Origin of the sequence: Pseudomonas sp. URMO17WK12:I6 (assembly GCF_003253625.1) — a bacterium.
Lineage (GTDB): Bacteria > Pseudomonadota > Gammaproteobacteria > Pseudomonadales > Pseudomonadaceae > Aquipseudomonas.
This window is the reverse complement of sequence record NZ_QKYZ01000029.1, coordinates 1-19,124: the sequence shown is the minus strand read 5'-3', so window position 1 is coordinate 19,124 and position 19,124 is coordinate 1. Positions and strand designations below refer to the sequence as shown.

The window sequence follows — 19,124 nt, the reverse complement described above, 5'->3', positions numbered from 1 at the left end:
GTTCCAAGGGTTAAACCGCGCGTTCAGGTGTTTCGTAAGTGCCACTGGCGCCACAGGCGTAGGCGGCCAACAAACTGCTCAACAAGCTGCTGAAAGACATGACAGGCGCTCCAGGTGAGTAATGATGGCCCTGATGATAGGGCCGTCCCAGACGTCTGGCTGGTAGATTGTTTCGATGAGTGTCATAGCCCGAAAGTTGTATACAATTTTTGATTCAGGTCATAGGAACTTGCGAAGATTTCAGGCAGTCTTCTGTCCATTAGCACTTTCGTTAACCCTGCCTTGGAGATTCACCATGTTTGCCAAACTTGTTGCGGTATCCCTGCTGACACTGGCCAGCAGCCAATTGATGGCTGCCGAGTGCAAAACGACCATCGACTCCACCGATCAGATGTCCTTCAACACCAAGGCCATTGAAATCGACAAAAGCTGCAAGACCTTCACCGTTGAACTGACCCACTCCGGCAGCCTGCCGAAAAACGTCATGGGCCATAACCTGGTGATCAGCAAAGAGGCTGACATGCAGCCGATCGCCACCGACGGCCTGTCGGCTGGCATCGACAAGAATTACCTGAAAGAAGGTGATACCCGTGTCATCGCTCACACCAAAGTCATCGGCGCTGGCGAAAAGGACTCTCTGACCATCGATGTGTCGAAGCTCAATGCAGCCGAAAAATACGGCTTCTTCTGCTCGTTCCCGGGCCACATCTCGATGATGAAAGGCACGGTTACACTGAAGTAATCGATTCAAACGCATAAAAAAAGCGTCCACCCGGGACGCTTTTTTTGTGCTCATTTCTACAGGGGACAGAATCAAGGCGCGAACGGCATCACACGCTTGTGATGTGTTTTCTTGTACGTATCACAAATGATCTTGAACGCTTCCTCGCGCACCGGTTCGCCGTGCAGGAAGGCGTCGATCTCGGCGTAGGTCACGCCGTGGGATGCTTCGTCCGGTTTGCCCGGCGACAGGTCTTCGAGGTCGGCGGTCGGGATTTTCTCCACCAGCGACTCTGGCGCGCCGAAGCTGCGGGCAATCGCCCGGACCTGGTTTTTCACCAGGCCGCTCAGCGGTGCGAGGTCGCAGGCGCCGTCACCGAACTTGGTGAAGAAACCCATCACGGCTTCTGCCGCGTGGTCGGTACCGATCACCAGGCCATGAGCCGCACCGGCGATGGTGTATTGCGCGACCATGCGCATCCGCGCCTTGGTATTGCCCAATACGAAATCCACCCAGACGGCCTCTTTACCTTCGAAGGCTGCCACTTCGCCGGCCAGGGATTTGACTGCGGGGCCGATGTTCACCGTGTGGCGTTCGTCCGGGGCGATGAAGTCCACCGAGGCCTGGGCATCGTGTTCATCGAACTGCGTCTGGTACGGCAGGCGCACGGCGATGAACTTGTAGCTGTTATCACCGGTACGCTCACGCAGTTCACGGATGGCGCGTTGGGCCAGTAGGCCGGCGGTCAGGGAATCGACGCCGCCGCTGATACCGAGCACCAGGGTCTTGAGCCCGGAATTGACCAGGCAATCCTGAATGAAGGTGATTCGCCGGGCGACTTCAGCCTCAAGGGCGAGTTGATCCACGAACGGCGGTTGGACCTTGAGCTGTTCAGCAATCTCACGCTGTACGGCTTGCATGAATTCACTCCTTGCTTGATGTACTGGAAAGGGTGGCAGGTACTTGGAAAACGTGTCGCAAATAGGCGACGAAATTCGGGTCTTTGCAGTGAGTCTTGCCAGGCTCATCAGAAATCTTGGCCACCGGTTGGCCGTTGCATGCAGTCATTTTAAGCACGATGCTCATCGGTTCGACACCCGGAATATCGCAGGTCAGGTTAGTGCCGATGCCGAAACTGACATTGATCCGACCACGTAACGCCCGAAAAATCTCCAGAGACTTGGGCAACGTCAGGCTGTCGGAAAACACCAGGGTCTTGCTCATCGGGTCGATGCCCAGCTTGTGGTAGTGGGCGATGGCCTTTTCCGCCCAGAGCACCGGGTCACCGGAGTCGTGACGCAAGCCGTCGAAGAGCTTGGCAAAGAACAGGTCGAAATCGCCGAGAAACGCATCGGAAGTGATGCAGTCGGTCAGGGCGATCCCCAGCAGGCCACGGTACTCTCGGACCCAGCAGTCGAGGGCGGCGATCTGGCTGTCGATCAACCGCGGACCGAGTTGCTGGTGGGCCATGATCCATTCGTGGGCCATGGTGCCCAGCGGCTTCATATCCAGCTCGCGGGACAGGTGCACGTTGCTGGTGCCGACGAAACGACCAGGGAAGTCGTGCTTGAGCACGTTTACCACTTCTTCCTGCACGCGATACGAGAAGCGCCGGCGAGTGCCGAAATCGGCTACCTGCAACTCGGACAATTCATCGGTGCTGGCGTTGGCGGTCAACCAGTCGAACTTGCGATAGAGCTGCTCACGGGCCTGTTCCAGGACGATTTCCCGGTAGCGATAGCGGTTGCGCACTTCGCTGACCATGGCCAGCAACGGCACTTCGAACAGAATCACGTGCAGCCACGGCCCGCGCAGGCGGATGAACAACTCGCCGTTTTCAATGCCGGTGTGGATATAGCGCAGATTGAAATGGAACAGCCCGAGAAAGCGCAGGAAGTCCGGTTTCAGGAAGCTGATGCGCTCCAGGAAGCTCAGCTGATCGGCGCTCAGGCTCAACTCGGCCAGACGCTCGATCTGGAAACGGATCTCCGCCAGGTACGGGCGCAGATCCTCGCTGTTACGGCAACGAAACTCCCATTCGACTTCCACGTTAGGGTAGTTGTGCAGCACCGCCTGCATCATCGTCAGTTTGTAGAAGTCGGTGTCGAGCAGGTTCTGCACGATGCGATCGGCAAACACACTCTCGCTCATAACGGGTCTCCAGGCGGGTCGCGGCCCGTGGCAGCGACGTTGCAGCTGTTTCAATGAATGGGGCTAGTGGCGCATATCAGCGGTGAGGATTGCCAGCAATTTTTTAGACGCTAGAGATTTCCGTGGCGAGGGAGCTTGCTCCCGCTGGGGGGCGAAGCGCCCCTGACTACAGCCGATGCATTCGATCTGGAGGAATGCATTTACCGTTTTGCGACCGCTTCGCAGCCGAGCGGGAGCAAGCTCCCTCGCCACAGATATTGTTCTTGACCACAGATTTTTGTGAGTCTTCAAATCTGTGAGGCATCCGGATTGTTTATCCGCTCCAGCATCCACTTCACAAAATCCCGCACCTTGGGCACTTCCGCCGAGTGCTCCGGATACGCCAGGTAATAGGCGTCGGTGCTGGGCATTGCATGCTGCCAGGGAATGACCAGTTTGCCGTCGGCCAATTCCTCTTCCACCAGAAACTTCGGCAACAGCGCCACGCCGCAGCCGACCTGGGCGGCGCGGATGCACATATAGAACGTTTCGAAACGCGGGCCGTGGTAGCTGTGTTCGGTGTGGTAGCCCTGGCTGTCGAACCAATCGTGCCAGGCCTGGGGGCGGGAAGCGTTTTGCAGCAGGACCAGGTCGGTGAGTTGGGTCGGATCGGTGAACGGCGTGTCCGGCAGACTGCCCGGGGCGCACACAGGAACAAGCTCTTCGCCGAACAGCTTCAGGCATTCGGTGCCGGGCCGTGAGCCCTGGCCGAAGTAGAACGCCAGGTCGCTGCGACCTTGCAGCAGGTCGTCGGCTTCCTGTTCGCTGCACAGGTCCAGATGGATTGACGGATGACGCAGGCGCCAGCCTTTCAAGCGTGGCACCAGCCAGCGCGCGCCGAAGGTCGGAGGCGTGGAGACGCGCAAGACTTCGGTGTCTCCGCCGTAGGAACGCAGGTAATGGGTCGACATTTCGACTTGGGTGAGGATTTTTCGCACCTCCACCAAATACAAATCGCCAGCGGGGGTCATTTGCAGGCGTCGGCGCACCCGGCGGAACAACAGATGCTGCAACAACTCTTCGAGTTGCGCGACCTGTTTGCTCACGGCGCTCTGGGTCAGGTTCAGCTCTTCGGCGGCGCGGGTGAAGCTCAAATGCCGGGTCACGGCCTCGAAACACTGCAGCGCAGTGATCGACGGCAAGTAGCGTTTATTCAGCATCGGTTCTCCTTGTTCTTGTCTCTCTACGCGGCACGCGTGTTACCGGCAGATTCGCAGCATGAATAAACGGAATGATATCTCGCTTAATCGTCGTTTGTTGGAGAACCTCGGGAGCGCTAAAACTACAGGTCAGATCAGTCGAATTAATCCGGCTGCACGTTTTCTGTTTCTGCTCGAGGAGTGACCCATGGTTGCCGCATTGCTTGATCGTCTTGGTGTGAACCCGGCCCTGTACCAGAACGGCAAAGTGCCGGTGCATTCGCCCATCGACGGTAGTCGGATTGCCGCCGTGAACTGGGAAGGCGCCGCTGAAGTCGAGCAGCACATCAGTCGCGCAGATCATGCGTTCGAATTGTGGCGCAAGGTGCCGGCGCCGCGCCGTGGCGAACTGGTTCGTCAATTGGGCGACATCCTGCGCGAGTACAAGGCCGATCTCGGTGAGCTGGTTTCCTGGGAAGCCGGCAAGATCACTCAGGAAGGCCTGGGTGAAGTTCAGGAAATGATCGACATCTGCGACTTCGCGGTCGGTCTGTCCCGTCAGTTGTACGGTTTGACCATCGCCTCCGAGCGCCCTGGCCACCACATGCGCGAAACCTGGCACCCGCTGGGCATCGTCGGCGTGATCAGCGCGTTCAACTTCCCGGTCGCCGTCTGGGCCTGGAACGCGACGCTGGCGCTGGTCTGCGGCAACCCGGTGATCTGGAAGCCGTCGGAGAAAACCCCGCTGACCGCGCTGGCCTGTCAGGCGCTGTTCGACCGTGTCCTGAAGAACTTCAGCGACGCCCCGCCGCACCTGAGCCAAGTGATCATCGGTGGTCGCGATGCAGGCGAAGCCCTGGTCGATGACCCGCGTGTCGCGCTGATCAGCGCTACCGGCAGCACCCGCATGGGCCGCGAAGTGGCGCCGAAAATCGCCGCACGTTTCGCCCGTAGCATTCTGGAACTGGGCGGTAATAACGCGATGATCCTCGGCCCAAGCGCCGATCTGGACATGGCCGTACGGGCGATTCTGTTCAGCGCCGTCGGCACTGCCGGTCAGCGTTGCACCACCTTGCGTCGCCTGATTGCCCACGAATCGGTGAAGGAAGAAATCGTCACCCGCCTGAAAGCCGCTTACTCCAAGGTGCGCATCGGCCATCCACTGGAAGGCAACCTGATCGGGCCGCTGATCGACAAACACAGCTTCGACAACATGCAGGACGCGCTGGAGCAAGCCTTGAGCGAAGGCGGCCGGGTGTTTGGCGGCCAGCGTCAGCTGGAAGACAAATTCCCCAACGCTTACTACGTTTCACCAGCCATCGTCGAAATGCCGGAACAAAGCGATGTGGTGCGCGACGAAACCTTCGCGCCAATTCTGTACGTGATCGGTTACACCGATTTCGAAGAGGCATTGCGCCTGAACAACGCCGTGCCACAAGGCCTGTCGTCGTGCATCTTCACCACCGACGTGCGTGAAGCCGAGCGGTTCATGTCGGCGGTGGGCAGCGATTGCGGCATTGCCAACGTCAACATCGGCCCGAGCGGCGCGGAAATCGGCGGCGCGTTCGGCGGCGAGAAGGAAACGGGCGGCGGTCGTGAGTCGGGCTCCGATGCATGGCGCGGGTACATGCGCCGCCAGACCAACACCGTGAACTATTCGCTGGAATTGCCGTTGGCTCAGGGGATTACGTTCGATTAAGCAGCAAGCGACAAGCTGTTGATCGATCGTTCCCACGCTCTGCGCGGGAACGATCGATGGTGTGTTGGTTAGGTTTCATTTTCGGAGTCTGGCAATGCCGTTACGCGAAGAGTGTCTGTGGGAAAAACTGACGCCGCAAAGGCCCGACAATGCGGCGCTCAAGGGTGAGGTGACGGTGGATGTCTGCGTCATCGGTGCCGGTTTCACCGGGCTGTCGGCGGCGGTGCATCTGCTGGAGCAAGGCAAAAGTGTCTGTGTGCTGGAAGCGCATCGCGCCGGCCATGGCGGGTCGGGGCGTAACGTCGGGCTGGTCAACGCGGGGATGTGGATTCCTCCGGACGAAATCGAAGCCGGTTTTGGCAAGGCGGTCGGCAGTCAGCTCAACCGTATGCTCGGAGCCGCGCCGTCGCTGGTGTTCAGCCTGGTCGACAAATACAACATCGATTGCCAGTTGCGCCGCGAAGGCACGCTGCACATGGCGCACAACGCGCGTGGCGAGGCGGACCTGCGCAGTCGCGAAGAACAATGGAAACGTCGTGGGGCACCGGTGGAATTGTTGACCGGAGCTGCCTGCGAACAAGCCACGGGCACCCGGAAGATCGCCGCCGCGCTGCTCGACCGGCGTGCCGGCACGATCAACCCGATGGCCTACACCACGGGGCTGGCCAACGCGGCTATCGGCCTTGGCGGTCAGTTGTTCGATCATTCCCCGGTGACCCGACTCGAACGTCAGGGCCAGCGCTGGTCGGTGCAGACCGCCCGGGGTTCGGTGCTGGCCGAACAGGTGGTGATCGCCTCCAATGCCTATACCGAAGGCGACTGGACGGAGCTGCGTCGCAACTTCTTCCCCGGTTATTACTATCAAGTGGCTTCGGTGCCGCTGACCGAAGACGCCGCGCAGCAAATTCTGCCCGGTGGTCAGGGTTCCTGGGACACCCGGCAAGTGCTCAGCAGCATCCGTCGTGATGCCGAGGGGCGGTTGTTGCTCGGCAGTCTCGGCAATGGCAACCAGAAACCGACCTGGTTCCTCAAAGCCTGGGCCGATCGGGTTCAGCAGCATTACTTCCCCTACCTGAAACCGGTGGAATGGGAATGCACCTGGACCGGTTGCATCGCCTTCACCCCCGATCATTTGATGCGCCTGTTCGAGCCGGCACCGGGTCTGGTGGCCGTTACTGGTTACAACGGTCGAGGCGTGACCACCGGCACAGTGGTCGGCAAAGCCTTCGCCGACTACTTGTGTAACGGAAATCCTCAAGCCCTGCCGATTCCCTTCGCACCCATGCAGCCATTGGCGGGCGTGGGGCTGCGAAGCTGCCTGTATGAGGCCGGTTTTTCGCTGTATCACGCGGGCCAGTGCCTGCGGATCGTGATCTGATTGTTGAAATATGTTGCTGGAAGCAGCGCTTTTCAGCGAAGCGGCTAGCCTGTAATGGTGCGGGTTGTAGCAGTTGCGCACCAGCAGTGTGCAGTTCGGTGACGCGGGCTGTTACAGGCAGGTTGCACATCGTTTGGCGCTGCGGTTGCAATGATGGCGCATGCGGGTTGCGCCTTTTGAAATAAATGGTTTCACCTCCCGCGGTTTAGACGGTTGCACGCCCAATGAAAATGGGATCGAAACAGTCGAAATAACAAGAAAGCAGCGACTTTTTTCAGAATAAAAAACCGATGGCACGGCCCTTGCTCTGAGCATTCAGTGAAGTCGCAGTGCCAACTAAAAAAAACCTTGGAGCACCACCTCATGTCCCAGACGTTTTACAAGAAAGGCTTTCTGGCCCTCGCAGTGGCAGCTGCGTTGGGTGTTTCTGCGTTTGCACAGGCTGATGTGAAAATCGGTGTGGCCGGCCCTATGACAGGCGCCAACGCGGCATTTGGCGAGCAGTACATGAAGGGTGCACAGGCAGCCGCTGATGCGGTCAACGCCGCCGGCGGTGTCAACGGGGAAAAAATCGTACTGGTCAAAGGCGATGACGCCTGCGAGCCGAAGCAGGCTGTGACGGTCGCCAAAGACCTGACTGAAAAGAAAGTCGTTGGTGTGGTAGGTCACTTCTGCTCCTCGTCGACCATCCCTGCCTCCGAGATCTACGATGAAGCCGGCATCATCACGATCACCCCAGGTTCCACCAACCCCAAGGTGACCGAGCGCGGCCTGAGTGCCATGTTCCGCATGTGCGGGCGTGACGACCAGCAAGGTATCGTGGCTGGCGACTATATCGTCGACGTGCTCAAGGGCAAGAAAGTCGCCGTGCTGCACGACAAGGACACCTATGGCCAAGGCTTGGCAGATGCCACCAAGGCTCAACTGATCAAGCGTGGCGTAACGCCAGTGCTGTATGAAGGCCTGACTCGCGGCGAGAAAGACTTCAGCGCCGTCGTCACCAAGATCCGTGCGGCCGGTGCCGACGTCGTCTACTTCGGCGGCTTGCACCCGGAAGCCGGTCCACTGGTTCGGCAACTGCGTGAACAGGGCCTCAAAGACGTCAAGTTCATGTCCGATGACGGCATCGTGACTGACGAACTGGTGACCACCGCCGGTGGCCCACAGAACGTTGATGGCGTACTGATGACCTTCGGCGCCGACCCACGTCTGCTGCCAGACAGCAAGACCGTGGTAGACGCCTTCCGCAAGGCCGGCACCGAACCTGAAGGCTACACCCTGTACGCTTACGCTTCGGTCCAGACCCTGGCCGCAGCGTTCAATGGCGCCAAATCCAACAAGGGCGAGGACGCTGCCAAATGGCTGAAAGCCAACCCGGTCAAGACCGTCATGGGCGAGAAGACCTGGGACAGCAAGGGCGACCTGAAAGTCTCCGACTACGTGGTTTACAAGTGGGACAAGGACGGCAAATACCACCAGCTGGAAAAACAGAAGTGATATGAGCGGTTGATCTGCCCGGCGCCTTGCGCGCCGGGCAGTCCTGAAACATGTCCGTGCAGTACCTGTCTTTTCTCGTAGAGCTGCACACAACCGAGTTGCGCCGGCGGCTGAACCCCGGTCCGTCGCACCCGGCTTCTGTGCAGTCTCTCAAGTGCGTGAGATTGCGTTATGGATGGTATTTTCCTGCAGCAACTGGTCAACGGCCTGACCCTCGGGTCGGTCTATGGCCTGATCGCCATCGGCTACACAATGGTCTATGGCATCATCGGCATGATCAACTTCGCCCATGGCGAGGTTTATATGATCTCTGCGTACCTCGCGGCGATCAGTCTGGCTCTGCTGGCTTACTTCGGTATTGAATCCTTCCCGCTGCTGATGCTCGGCACCCTGGTTTTCACCATCATCGTCACCGCGGTGTATGGCTGGGTCATTGAGCGTGTCGCTTACAAACCGCTGCGCAACTCCACCCGACTGGCACCGCTGATCAGCGCCATCGGTATTTCCCTGATCCTGCAAAACTATGCACAGATCAGTCAGGGTGCCCGTCAACAGGGTGTACCAACACTGCTGACCGGTGCATGGCGAGTTGAAGTCGGGAGCGGCTTCGTTCAACTCACCTACACCAAAATCTTCATTCTGGTTGCCGCATTCGTCGGCATGGGCTTGCTGACCTATGTCATCAAGTACACCAAACTCGGCCGCATGTGCCGCGCCACCCAGCAAGACCGCAAGATGGCTTCGATCCTGGGGATCAACACCGATCGGGTGATTTCCTACGTGTTCATCATCGGTGCGGCGATGGCGGCCCTGGCCGGTGTGCTGATCACCATGAACTACGGCACGTTCGACTTCTACGCAGGCTTCGTCATCGGGATCAAGGCGTTCACTGCGGCAGTGCTCGGCGGGATCGGCTCACTGCCCGGCGCCATGCTGGGAGGGATCATTCTCGGGATCTCCGAGTCGCTGTTCTCGGGGTTGGTCAACTCGGATTACAAAGACGTTTTCAGCTTCTCGCTGCTCGTTCTTGTTCTGGTCTTTCGGCCTCAAGGCCTGCTTGGCCGTCCTCTTGTGTCGAAGGTGTAAGCGATGTCTTCAACCACTAAAACCATTGATGTCAAAAAAAGCCTGGTTGACGCGATTCTTGCCGGCCTCATCGCCCTGATTGTGTTCGGCCCGATTGTTGGTGTGGTCCTCGACGGCTACGGCTTCAACCTGCAGCCGACGCGCGTGGCATGGATAGTCGCCATCGTCATGGCTGGCCGCTTTGCCCTGAGCCTATTCTTGCAAACCTCCAAAGGCCTGAGAATTCTCGAAGGCTTCGAGAGCACCGGTTCCGGGGTTCATGTTCTGGCGCCTGATTACAAATCCCGGTTGCGCTGGGTCGTCCCGCTGGTGATCGTTGTCGCCGTGGTATTCCCGTTCTTCTCCAACTCTTACCTGTTGGGCGTAGTCATCCTTGGGTTGATCTACGTGCTGCTGGGCCTGGGCCTGAACATCGTGGTCGGTCTGGCTGGCCTGCTCGACCTGGGTTATGTGGCGTTCTATGCCATCGGCGCTTACGGCCTGGCGCTCGGTTACCAATATCTGGGGCTGGGCTTCTGGACGGTGCTGCCTTTGGCGGCGATCACTGCCGGGCTGGCGGGGTGCATCCTGGGTTTCCCGGTGCTGCGTCTGCACGGCGACTATCTGGCAATCGTGACCCTGGGCTTTGGTGAAATCATCCGGTTGATCCTCAACAACTGGTTGTCCCTGACCGGTGGCCCGAATGGCATGGCGGCGCCGTTGCCAACTTTCTTCGGTCTCGAATTCGGAAAGCGGGCGAAGGACGGCGGGGTACCTTTTCATGAGTTCTTCGGCATCGCCTACAACCCGGACGTGAAGTACTACTTCATTTATGCGGTGTTGTTCCTGGTGGTGCTGGCCGTGCTGTACATCAAGCATCGCTTGACCCGCATGCCGGTCGGTCGCGCATGGGAAGCCTTGCGTGAAGACGAAATCGCCTGTCGCTCCATGGGTCTGAATCACGTACTGGTCAAACTGTCGGCGTTCACCATCGGCGCATCGACGGCGGGCCTGGCCGGCGTGTTCTTCGCGACCTATCAGGGCTTTGTGAACCCGACCTCGTTCACCTTCTTCGAATCGGCATTGATCCTCGCCATCGTGGTACTTGGCGGCATGGGTTCGACCATCGGCGTGGTGATGGCAGCATTCGTGTTGACCGTCGCCCCGGAACTGCTGCGCGGCTTCGCTGAATATCGCGTGCTGCTGTTCGGCATCCTGATGGTGTTGATGATGATTTGGCGACCGCGCGGCCTGATCCGGATCAGCCGTACCGGTGTGACCCCGCGTAAAGGAGTAGCGCCATGAGTGAAGTCGTACTCTCGGTCGAGAACCTGATGATGCACTTCGGTGGCATCAAGGCGTTGAGTGACGTCAGCCTGAAGGTCAAGCGCAACTCGATCTTCGCGTTGATCGGCCCCAACGGCGCGGGCAAGACCACTGTGTTCAACTGCTTGACCGGGTTCTATAAAGCGTCCGGCGGGCATATCGAGCTCAACACCCGTGGGGTGAAGACCAACGTCATCAAAATGCTCGGAGAGCCGTTCAAGGCAACCGATTTCGTTTCGCCGAAAAGCTTCATCAGCCGGCTCCACTACAAGATGTTCGGTGGCACGCACCTGATCAACCGTGCCGGTCTGGCGCGGACTTTCCAGAACATTCGCCTGTTCAAGGAGATGTCGGTACTGGAAAACCTGCTGGTGGCCCAGCACATGTGGGTCAACCGCGGCATGCTGGCCGGCATCCTCAACACCAAGGGTTATCGCAAGGCCGAAAGCGATGCACTGGACCACGCCTTCTACTGGCTGGAAGTGGTGGACCTGGTGGACTGCGCCAATCGCCTGGCCGGTGAACTGTCCTATGGTCAGCAACGCCGCCTGGAGATCGCCCGGGCCATGTGTACCCGGCCGCAGATCATCTGCCTCGACGAACCGGCTGCCGGCCTCAACCCTCAGGAAACCGAAGCGCTGAGCGCGATGATCCGGCTGCTGCGTGACGAGCATGATCTGACCGTGGTGTTGATCGAGCACGACATGGGCATGGTCATGAGCATTTCCGACCACATCGTGGTGCTGGACCACGGCGTTGTCATCGCCGAGGGCGGGCCTGATGCGATCCGACACGATCCGAAAGTGATTGCCGCCTATCTGGGCGCCGACGAAGAGGAACTGGTATGAGTCAACCGATCCTCGAACTGAAAGAGATCGACGTGTTCTACGGACCGATCCAGGCCCTGAAGAAAGTCTCGTTGCACATCAATGAAGGGGAGACCGTCAGCCTGATCGGCTCCAACGGTGCCGGCAAGTCGACCCTGCTGATGTCGATTTTCGGTCAGCCACGGGCGACTGACGGGCAAATCGTCTATCAGGGTGTGGATATCACTCACAAGTCGTCCCACTACATCGCCTCCAACGGTATCGCTCAGTCGCCGGAAGGCCGCCGGGTGTTCCCCGACATGACCGTCGAGGAAAACCTGCTGATGGGCACCATCCCGATCGGTGACAAGTACGCCGCCGAGGACATGGAGCGCATGTTCGAGCTGTTTCCGCGGCTCAAGGAACGGCGTAACCAGCGGGCCATGACCATGTCCGGTGGCGAGCAGCAAATGCTCGCCATTGCCCGGGCGTTGATGAGCCGACCCAAGCTGTTGCTGCTCGATGAGCCGAGCCTGGGGCTGGCGCCGATTGTGGTGAAACAGATATTCGCGACCCTGCGGGAACTGGCCAAGACGGGCATGACCATCTTTCTGGTGGAGCAGAACGCCAACCACGCCCTCAAGCTGTCGGACCGGGCGTACGTGATGGTCAACGGGCAGATCCGCCTCACCGGCACCGGCAAGGAGCTGCTGGTGAACGAGGAGGTGCGTAACGCCTATCTCGGCGGGCACTAAACCGAAGAGCCTGGAAAACGCCCTGACGAACTCAGGGCGTTTTTTTATGCCCGCACAATCCCTACACGAGGCTGTGGTTTGAGGTAAAGGGAAATTGTGGAAAACAATATTCATGACCTCTGAAAGCGCGACATAAAGCCGCTGCAAATTGCTGTTTTGTCACGGTTTTGACTTGTCCCCGTTTGCTGTGGAGCTGGCTGTGAATAACGTGGGAGTAGCTGGCTGTAAGCCTTTGAATCCGTGGCCTGCAGAGTGGTGATTGTTTTTTGATCAGGTGTTTTTGGCGAGCCTCAAGCCGGCTTTGTCAACCTTTTTGTTATGAGCGGACACGGTATGAATCGAGGTGGACAAGCCTGTGGATAAGTCTGTGGTTAAACTCTGGAAAGACTCGGCTGAGGGCCGTGGTTGCTGGCTTGGCGCCATCGTCGCTATGACCACTCGGTCGTGCAAATTGCCCTGGACTACACAGCGGATGCCTCAGGGTCAAGCAAAAAACTTTCAAATATGCCCGCAAAGCCTTGTGGATAGCGGCTTGCAGCTTTTCCACTTGCCCCCGGAAACTGTGGACCGGCCTGTGGATAAGGTGCGCGTACATGGCTGCAAGCCACGGGGCATGGGGTGTTGCCAGCATTGATCATTTTTTGTACGGTTTTTGCCATGGTTGCCGCTGTGGAAAAGGCCGGGCATGCTGCCGGTTGATTTTCTATTCCAAGGGCTGACTGTCAGCCGACGCAAGGAGAACACGATGTCCAACACCCTGTTTATTACCGGCGCGACCTCCGGTTTTGGTGAAGCCTGTGCCCGTCGTTTTGCCGAGGCCGGCTGGAAACTGGTGCTGACAGGTCGTCGTGAAGAGCGCCTCAATGCCCTGTGCGCCGAGTTGTCGAAGCAGACCGAGGTCCATGGCCTGGTGCTCGACGTACGGGACCGCAAGGCCATGGAGGAGGCGATTGCCAACCTGCCGCCATCCTTCGCCAAGCTGCGCGGGCTGATCAACAACGCCGGCCTGGCCCTGGGTGTGGACCCGGCGCCCAAGTGCAATCTCGATGATTGGGACACCATGGTCGACACCAACATCAAAGGCCTGATGTACAGCACCCGCCTGTTGCTGCCACGTTTGATCGCTCATGGTCGTGGCGCCAGCATCGTCAACCTCGGCTCCATCGCCGGCAACTACCCGTACCCGGGCAGCCACGTGTATGGCGCGAGCAAGGCGTTCGTCAAACAGTTCTCCCTGAACCTGCGTTGCGACCTGCAAGGTACGGGCGTGCGGGTCAGCAACATCGAGCCGGGCCTGTGCGAGAGCGAGTTCTCGCTGGTGCGTTTCGCCGGTGACCAGGAGCGTTACAACGCCACTTACGCCGGTGCCGACCCGATCCAGCCGCAAGACATCGCCGAGACCATTTTCTGGGTGCTCAACGCACCGGCCCACATCAACATCAACAGCCTTGAGCTGATGCCGGTGAGCCAGACCTGGAGCGGGTTTGCCATTGAGCGTAATGGCGGCAAGGCGTAATTGTGGTGAGGGGGCAAGCCCCCCTTGCCACAAAAAAACTCAGCCGAGATACTCGGCCAATCCGCGATAGCAGGTTGCCAAGTGATAAGGCGTGGTCGACGGCATGTCCTTGCGGCTTACTTCGCCCTGCTCATCGCGACACTCATACCAACCGCCCGCGTGCAGAAAGCGCTGCTGCAACGCCTGCAATTGGCGTTGCACCGATGATTCGCTGCCCGGGCGCAAGGTCAGGGCGCGCAGGTATTCGGCTTGAGCCCAGATGCGTTGGGTTGCGTCGCGAGGGTGATCATCCAGTTCCAGCATCGCTCGCACGGCACCGGTCTGCTGATCGACACCCTGTTGCTCGGTGAACGCAAACGCGCGCTCCAGCGAGGCATGCAGTGTCGAGCCGCGTAGCAATGGCGAGGATTGCAGCAGGAAATACCATTCGAACTGATGGCCCGGCTCGAACCAGTTATCCACAGCTCCCAGCGGCTTCTCCATCAACACCGCATGTCGCGGGTCGATGAAACGCTTTTGCATGGCTGTGCATAACTCGATGAGTGCGTTCTGCACAGCCGCGTCTTCGCGTACCGAAAGGGTGGCGAGGAAGGCTTCGGCCAAATGCATCAGAGGGTTCTGCAATGGCCCGGAGTCGAGCGAGGACCAATCACGGTCCAGGCTGGCTTCGTACAGGCCGTCGCCCGTGGCGAAACGCTGCGCTACCACTTCCAGCGCGGCGTTGAGTACCGACTCCACCAGCGGTTCGCGAACCTTGTCCCAATAATGGGCGCAGGCGAACAGGATGAAGGCGTGGGTGTAGAGGTCTTTGCGCTGGTCCAGCGGCGTACCTTGCGGGTCGATGCTGTAGAACCAGCCGCCATGCTCGGCATCGTGGAAATGCCGTTGCAAGGAACGAAACAGCGCCGCCGCGCGCTCTTCAGCCTTGGGCACCTGGCCGATCAGGCTGGAGAACAAATACAGCTGCCGCGCGCAGGCCATGGCCCGGTAGCGCTGAGGGGGTAGCGGTTTATGCTCGGCATCCAGCGCCTCATAAGGCAACGCCATGTCGGCGTTCCAGCCGGGGCCCTGCCAGAGCGGCACGATCACGTCCTGGAAGTGCTGATGCACTGAGGCGAACAGGGCGGTCAATTCAGGCTGGGAGGCAGAGCGGGAAACATGCGGCATTGGCTGGCGTCGTCACGGCAGGGTTAATTGCGCGACATGTTAGCAGGCCTTAGAGATGCGGTGTCTGTCAGGCCGCCTTCGCGGGCAAACCGGATCGCGAAGGGGCCAGTTCAGACGCTAGGGAATCAACCCGCCAGCAACCAGGCTCCGGTTGCCGCCGACGCCGCACCCGCCAGCCGAACCAACGGTGCGGCGGCCTGAGGCAAGACGCGAACCACCGCATAACCCGCGGCATGCAATGCCGCTGTCGCTGCCACAAACCCTGCGGCATACGCCCAAGGGCTGGACATGTCCGGCAATTCCAGGCCATGCGCCACACCATGAAACAGCGCGAACAACGCGGTCGCCGCAACCGCCAGGCTCAGCGGCGGACGCACTGCCAACGCCACCGCCAGGCCCAGCGCCAATACCGATGCCGCAATCCCGCTTTCCAGCGCCGGCAGGTTCAGTCCTTCAAAACCCAGCAAGCCGCCGATCAACATGGTGCCCACGAATGTGCACGGCAGGGCCCAGCGCGCAGCGCCTTTCTGCTGCGCCGCCCACAACCCCACGGCAACCATCGCCAGCAAGTGATCGAGACCGCCGATTGGATGGCTGATACCGGCGATCAAGCCGTTGTCGTCATGGCCCGGGTGGGCGAAGGCAATGGCTGGGGTCAGCAGCAGGGCCATGGCGCCCAGAATGCGTTTCAGTGTCATGGATAAGCTTCCTTGTTGATAAGTGTGATCAGGCCGCAGTCAGCAGGCCCTGGCGTTCGATAAAGGCGATGATTTCTTCAAGGCCCTGGCCGGTTTTCTGGTTGCTGAAGACAAACGGCTTGCCGTTGCGCATGCGTTGGGTGTCGCTGTCCATCATCTCCAGCGACGCGCCTACCAGCGGCGCCAGGTCGATCTTGTTGATCACCAGCAGGTCGGATTTGCAGATGCCGGGGCCACCCTTGCGCGGCAGCTTGTCGCCGGCGGAGACATCGATCACGTAAATGGTCAGGTCGGACAGTTCCGGGCTGAAGGTCGCCGAGAGGTTGTCGCCGCCGGATTCCACCAGGATCAGATCCAGCCCCGGAAAGCGCCGGTTCAGTTGGTCCACGGCTTCGAGGTTGATCGAGGCGTCTTCGCGGATCGCCGTGTGCGGGCAGCCGCCGGTTTCCACGCCGATGATCCGCTCCGGCGCCAAGGCTTCGTTGCGCACCAGAAAGTCAGCGTCTTCGCGGGTATAGATGTCGTTGGTCACGACGGCCAGGTTGTAGCGTTCGCGCAGGGCCAGGCACAGGGCCAGGGTCAAGGCGGTTTTGCCGGAGCCGACCGGGCCGCCGATGCCGACGCGCAGGGGTTGTGTGTTCATGTGATTCTCCAAACTAAAAGGCCCTAGGAACGGAACAGACGGCTGTACTGGCGCTCATGGGCCATGCACGCCAGGGACAGACCGAAAGCGGCGCTGCCAACGTGTTCGAGATTGATTCGGCTGGCGTCTTGCTGCGCCTGTTGCAGCAACGGCAGCAGTTCGCTGGTCAGGCGTTGTGCGGCTTGCTGGCCCAACGGCAGGGTTTTCATCAACACCGCCAGTTGGTTTTCCAGCCAGCTCCAGAGCCAGGCGGCCAGCGCATCTTGCGGGTTGATGTTCCAGGCGCGAGCCGCCAGCGCCCAGCCGAGAGCCAAGTGCGGTTCAGGGCGTTGCTCGAGAAAGGCGCGAGCAGGCTCATCCAGCTCCGGCAAGCCGTTGAGCAGCTGCTGCAGCGAATAGCCCATCTGCCGGCTCTCCTGATGCAGCTCACGTGTTTCGCGGCTGGCGCGATGCTCTTCGCAGCGTTGCAGCAACTCGGCCCAGTTTTCTTCGGCTGCGGCGGTGCAATGGGCGAGCAGTAGCGGTGCTTCGAAACGCGCCAGGTTCAGCAGCAATTGATCGCTGATCCAGCGTCGCGCGCTGTCGGGATCATTGACCCGGCCGTTATCCACCGCCATTTCCAGGCCCTGGGAATAGCTGTAGCCGCCAATCGGCAGCTGCGGGCTGGCCAGGCGCAGCAGCGCCCAGGCGGGGTTCATAAGCGCACGCCGAACTGGTGCAGTTTCGGCGGGTAGTTGAAGTCCTCGTCACCGTGGCGCGAGTGGTGATGGCCACCACCGTAGGCACCGTGTTCCGGCTGGAACGGCGCTTCGATGTTCTCGGCCTTGGCGCCAAGCTGTTCGAGCATGGCCTTGAGCACGTAATCATCGAGCAGGCGCAACCAGCCGTCGCCGACTTGCAGGGCCACGTGGCGATTGCCCAGATGATAGGCGGCGCGGGTCAGTTCGAACGCATTGGCGCAGGTGACGTGCAGCAGTTGTTCGGGGCGAGCACAGACGCGAACGACGCGCCCGTCTTCGGCTTGCAGGCACTCGCCGTCATGCAGCGGCGGCTGGCCGCGCTCCAGAAACAAGCCGACGTCTTCACCCTCGGCACTGAAACAGCGCAAGCGGCTTTTGCTCCTGGCTTCGAAGGTCAGGTGCAACTCGGCGGCCCAGACGGGTTGAGGGTCGATTCTGCGATGAATCACCAGCATCGGAAGGCTTCCAGCAATGAACAATGTTCAGGCTAGAGCAAGGGGCTTGCCAATCGGGTGAGAGGTAGGAAATGCCTGTCAGAGCGACGGGGGGGACTCACAATGTTGCAGGACTTTGATTGAAGTTGGTGCGTGGCGGGTGTTTGCGCACCAATTTGCAGCGCACAAAAAAAGATCGCAGCCTTCTGCCGAAGGCTGCGATCTTTTTCTAACGGGTTACTCGGTACTGCCGAGTCCCTGCCAATGCTTCAGCCCGATAAAGATAAACCGCAACTGCTGGGTGATTTTCGCCTGGGGTGTCAGGTGCTCGGGCAATGCCTCGGCCGGCGGATCGATGATGTCCGGCAGGGTCGCGAACACGCTTTTGACGATCAGATCGGCCATGACGCTCAGGCCGGCGATGTCCAGATGCTGCAGTTTGGGCATCAGCGACAAATCGGCCGCCAGGTCCGAGCTGATGTCCTCGCGCAGGCGGCCGATGGCCTGGCGCACCGGCAGCGAGCCGCCGTACTGCTCTCGGGCAAGAAACAGGAACTGCGAGCGATTGGCCGTGACCACGTCGAGAAAGATCCGCACCGAGGCATCGATGATACCGCCCATGACGAATTCGTTATGGCGCACCAGGCGGATGGTTTCGCGGAAGGTCTGGCCGACTTCGCACACCAGCGCCAGGCCCAATTCGTCCATGTCGGCGAAGTGCCGGTAGAAACCAGTGGGCACGATCCCGGCGGTTCGCGTCACTTCGCGCAGGCTCAAGCTGCCGAATCCTCGGCCGCTTTCCATCAGGTGGCGGGCAGCGTCCATCAGGGCGTTGCGGGTCTGTTGTTTCTGTTCGGCGCGGGGCAGCATCGCAAGGGTGTTTTCTGGACAGGGACAGCGGCGCACTCTAGCAAATCGGCTTCGCTGGCGTCGAACGGACTGTCGGGGGGATCACGCGGGGAAAACGCAGCTTCTATAAAGTCAAAAGCCCAATCCGGGGATTGGGCTTTTTTTCCAGGCCACCATGGGCTTAGCTCACAGCGCTGTTGCGTTCGATCACACGGTCACCACCACCTTCAGCAAGGGTTTGGCCTTGTGGAGTGCGATCGGTACCGTCAGCGGCCAGGGTTTGGCCTTGTGGAGTGCGATCGGTACCGTCAGCGGCCAGGGTTTGGCCTTGTGGAGTGCGATCGGTACCGTCAGCCGCCAGAGTTTGGCCTTGTGGGGTACGGTCGGTACCGTCAGCAGCCAGGGTTTGGCCCTGTGGGGTACGGTCGGTACCGTCAGCCGCCAGGGTTTGGCCCTGTGGAGTGCGATCCGAGCCATCCTGGGTGATCAGGCCTTTTTCTT

Annotated in this window: 19 protein-coding genes; 9 read left to right on the top strand and 10 right to left on the bottom strand. The window is 59.9% G+C overall.

Annotation, left to right across the window (positions count from 1 at the left end; genetic code table 11):
• Positions 1–295 precede the first annotated feature (295 nt).
• Positions 296–742: an azurin gene (gene azu, locus F475_RS29765; protein WP_064616027.1), complete on the top strand. Its 447-nt coding sequence runs from the start codon at positions 296–298 to the stop codon at positions 740–742.
• A 71-nt stretch (positions 743–813) separates the two neighbouring features.
• Here the strand turns inward: azu and nadE are convergent, their stop codons facing one another.
• The 3 genes from nadE to F475_RS29750 form a co-directional block, all read right to left on the bottom strand.
• A complete protein-coding gene (gene nadE / locus F475_RS29760; protein ID WP_018928484.1) occupies positions 814–1,641 on the bottom strand; it encodes an ammonia-dependent NAD(+) synthetase in 828 nt (275 codons plus the stop codon).
• Positions 1,642–1,645: 4 nt separating this feature from the next.
• Positions 1,646–2,872, bottom strand: a complete 1,227-nt coding sequence (gene pncB, locus F475_RS29755) for a nicotinate phosphoribosyltransferase (RefSeq protein ID WP_111455419.1) — start codon at positions 2,870–2,872, stop codon at positions 1,646–1,648.
• Positions 2,873–3,159: 287 nt separating this feature from the next.
• On the bottom strand, positions 3,160–4,071 hold the full coding sequence (locus F475_RS29750) for a LysR family transcriptional regulator (protein ID WP_111455418.1): 912 nt from the start codon (positions 4,069–4,071) through the stop codon (positions 3,160–3,162).
• Positions 4,072–4,258: 187 nt separating this feature from the next.
• On the opposite strand from F475_RS29750, the gene F475_RS29745 reads away from it, so the two are divergent.
• From F475_RS29745 to F475_RS29705, 8 genes are all read left to right on the top strand, one after another.
• Positions 4,259–5,749, top strand: a complete 1,491-nt coding sequence (locus F475_RS29745; protein WP_018928481.1) for an aldehyde dehydrogenase family protein — start codon at positions 4,259–4,261, stop codon at positions 5,747–5,749.
• 94 nt (positions 5,750–5,843) lie between these two features.
• Complete coding sequence (locus tag F475_RS29740; RefSeq protein WP_111455417.1) at positions 5,844–7,127, top strand: FAD-binding oxidoreductase; 1,284 nt, start codon at positions 5,844–5,846, stop codon at positions 7,125–7,127.
• Positions 7,128–7,490: 363 nt separating this feature from the next.
• On the top strand, positions 7,491–8,624 hold the full coding sequence (locus tag F475_RS29735; RefSeq protein WP_018928479.1) for a branched-chain amino acid ABC transporter substrate-binding protein: 1,134 nt from the start codon (positions 7,491–7,493) through the stop codon (positions 8,622–8,624).
• A gap of 171 nt (positions 8,625–8,795) precedes the next feature.
• Positions 8,796–9,710, top strand: coding sequence for a branched-chain amino acid ABC transporter permease (locus tag F475_RS29730; protein WP_007939055.1), 915 nt, complete (start codon positions 8,796–8,798; stop codon positions 9,708–9,710).
• A 3-nt stretch (positions 9,711–9,713) separates the two neighbouring features.
• Positions 9,714–10,994, top strand: coding sequence for a high-affinity branched-chain amino acid ABC transporter permease LivM (gene livM / locus F475_RS29725; protein WP_019582221.1), 1,281 nt, complete (start codon positions 9,714–9,716; stop codon positions 10,992–10,994).
• Complete coding sequence (locus F475_RS29720) at positions 10,991–11,863, top strand: ABC transporter ATP-binding protein (protein ID WP_018928477.1); 873 nt, start codon at positions 10,991–10,993, stop codon at positions 11,861–11,863. Before livM ends, F475_RS29720 begins: the two co-directional genes overlap by 4 nt.
• Positions 11,860–12,576: an ABC transporter ATP-binding protein gene (locus F475_RS29715; protein ID WP_086944073.1), complete on the top strand. Its 717-nt coding sequence runs from the start codon at positions 11,860–11,862 to the stop codon at positions 12,574–12,576. Before F475_RS29720 ends, F475_RS29715 begins: the two co-directional genes overlap by 4 nt.
• Positions 12,577–13,321: 745 nt before the next feature.
• Positions 13,322–14,092, top strand: a complete 771-nt coding sequence (locus tag F475_RS29705; RefSeq protein WP_086944072.1) for an SDR family oxidoreductase — start codon at positions 13,322–13,324, stop codon at positions 14,090–14,092.
• Between the two features lie 39 nt (positions 14,093–14,131).
• Here the strand turns inward: F475_RS29705 and F475_RS29700 are convergent, their stop codons facing one another.
• The 7 genes from F475_RS29700 to F475_RS29670 all read right to left on the bottom strand — a co-directional run.
• On the bottom strand, positions 14,132–15,259 hold the full coding sequence (locus F475_RS29700) for an AGE family epimerase/isomerase (RefSeq protein WP_111455416.1): 1,128 nt from the start codon (positions 15,257–15,259) through the stop codon (positions 14,132–14,134).
• 125 nt (positions 15,260–15,384) lie between these two features.
• Positions 15,385–15,957: a HupE/UreJ family protein gene (locus F475_RS29695; protein WP_111455415.1), complete on the bottom strand. Its 573-nt coding sequence runs from the start codon at positions 15,955–15,957 to the stop codon at positions 15,385–15,387.
• Between the two features lie 28 nt (positions 15,958–15,985).
• Complete coding sequence (ureG, locus tag F475_RS29690) at positions 15,986–16,600, bottom strand: urease accessory protein UreG (protein WP_018928472.1); 615 nt, start codon at positions 16,598–16,600, stop codon at positions 15,986–15,988.
• A gap of 23 nt (positions 16,601–16,623) precedes the next feature.
• Entirely contained in the window at positions 16,624–17,298 is a 675-nt protein-coding gene (locus F475_RS29685; protein ID WP_018928471.1) for an urease accessory protein UreF, read from the bottom strand.
• A complete protein-coding gene (gene ureE / locus F475_RS29680; RefSeq protein ID WP_018928470.1) occupies positions 17,295–17,795 on the bottom strand; it encodes an urease accessory protein UreE in 501 nt (166 codons plus the stop codon). Before ureE ends, F475_RS29685 begins: the two co-directional genes overlap by 4 nt.
• A gap of 216 nt (positions 17,796–18,011) precedes the next feature.
• Positions 18,012–18,644 (bottom strand): TetR family transcriptional regulator, encoded by a 633-nt coding sequence (locus F475_RS29675; protein WP_018928469.1) that lies wholly within the window; start codon positions 18,642–18,644, stop codon positions 18,012–18,014.
• A gap of 160 nt (positions 18,645–18,804) precedes the next feature.
• Positions 18,805–19,124, bottom strand: a 320-nt coding sequence (locus F475_RS29670) for a hypothetical protein (RefSeq protein WP_111455414.1), incomplete at its 5' end; no start/stop codon positions are given.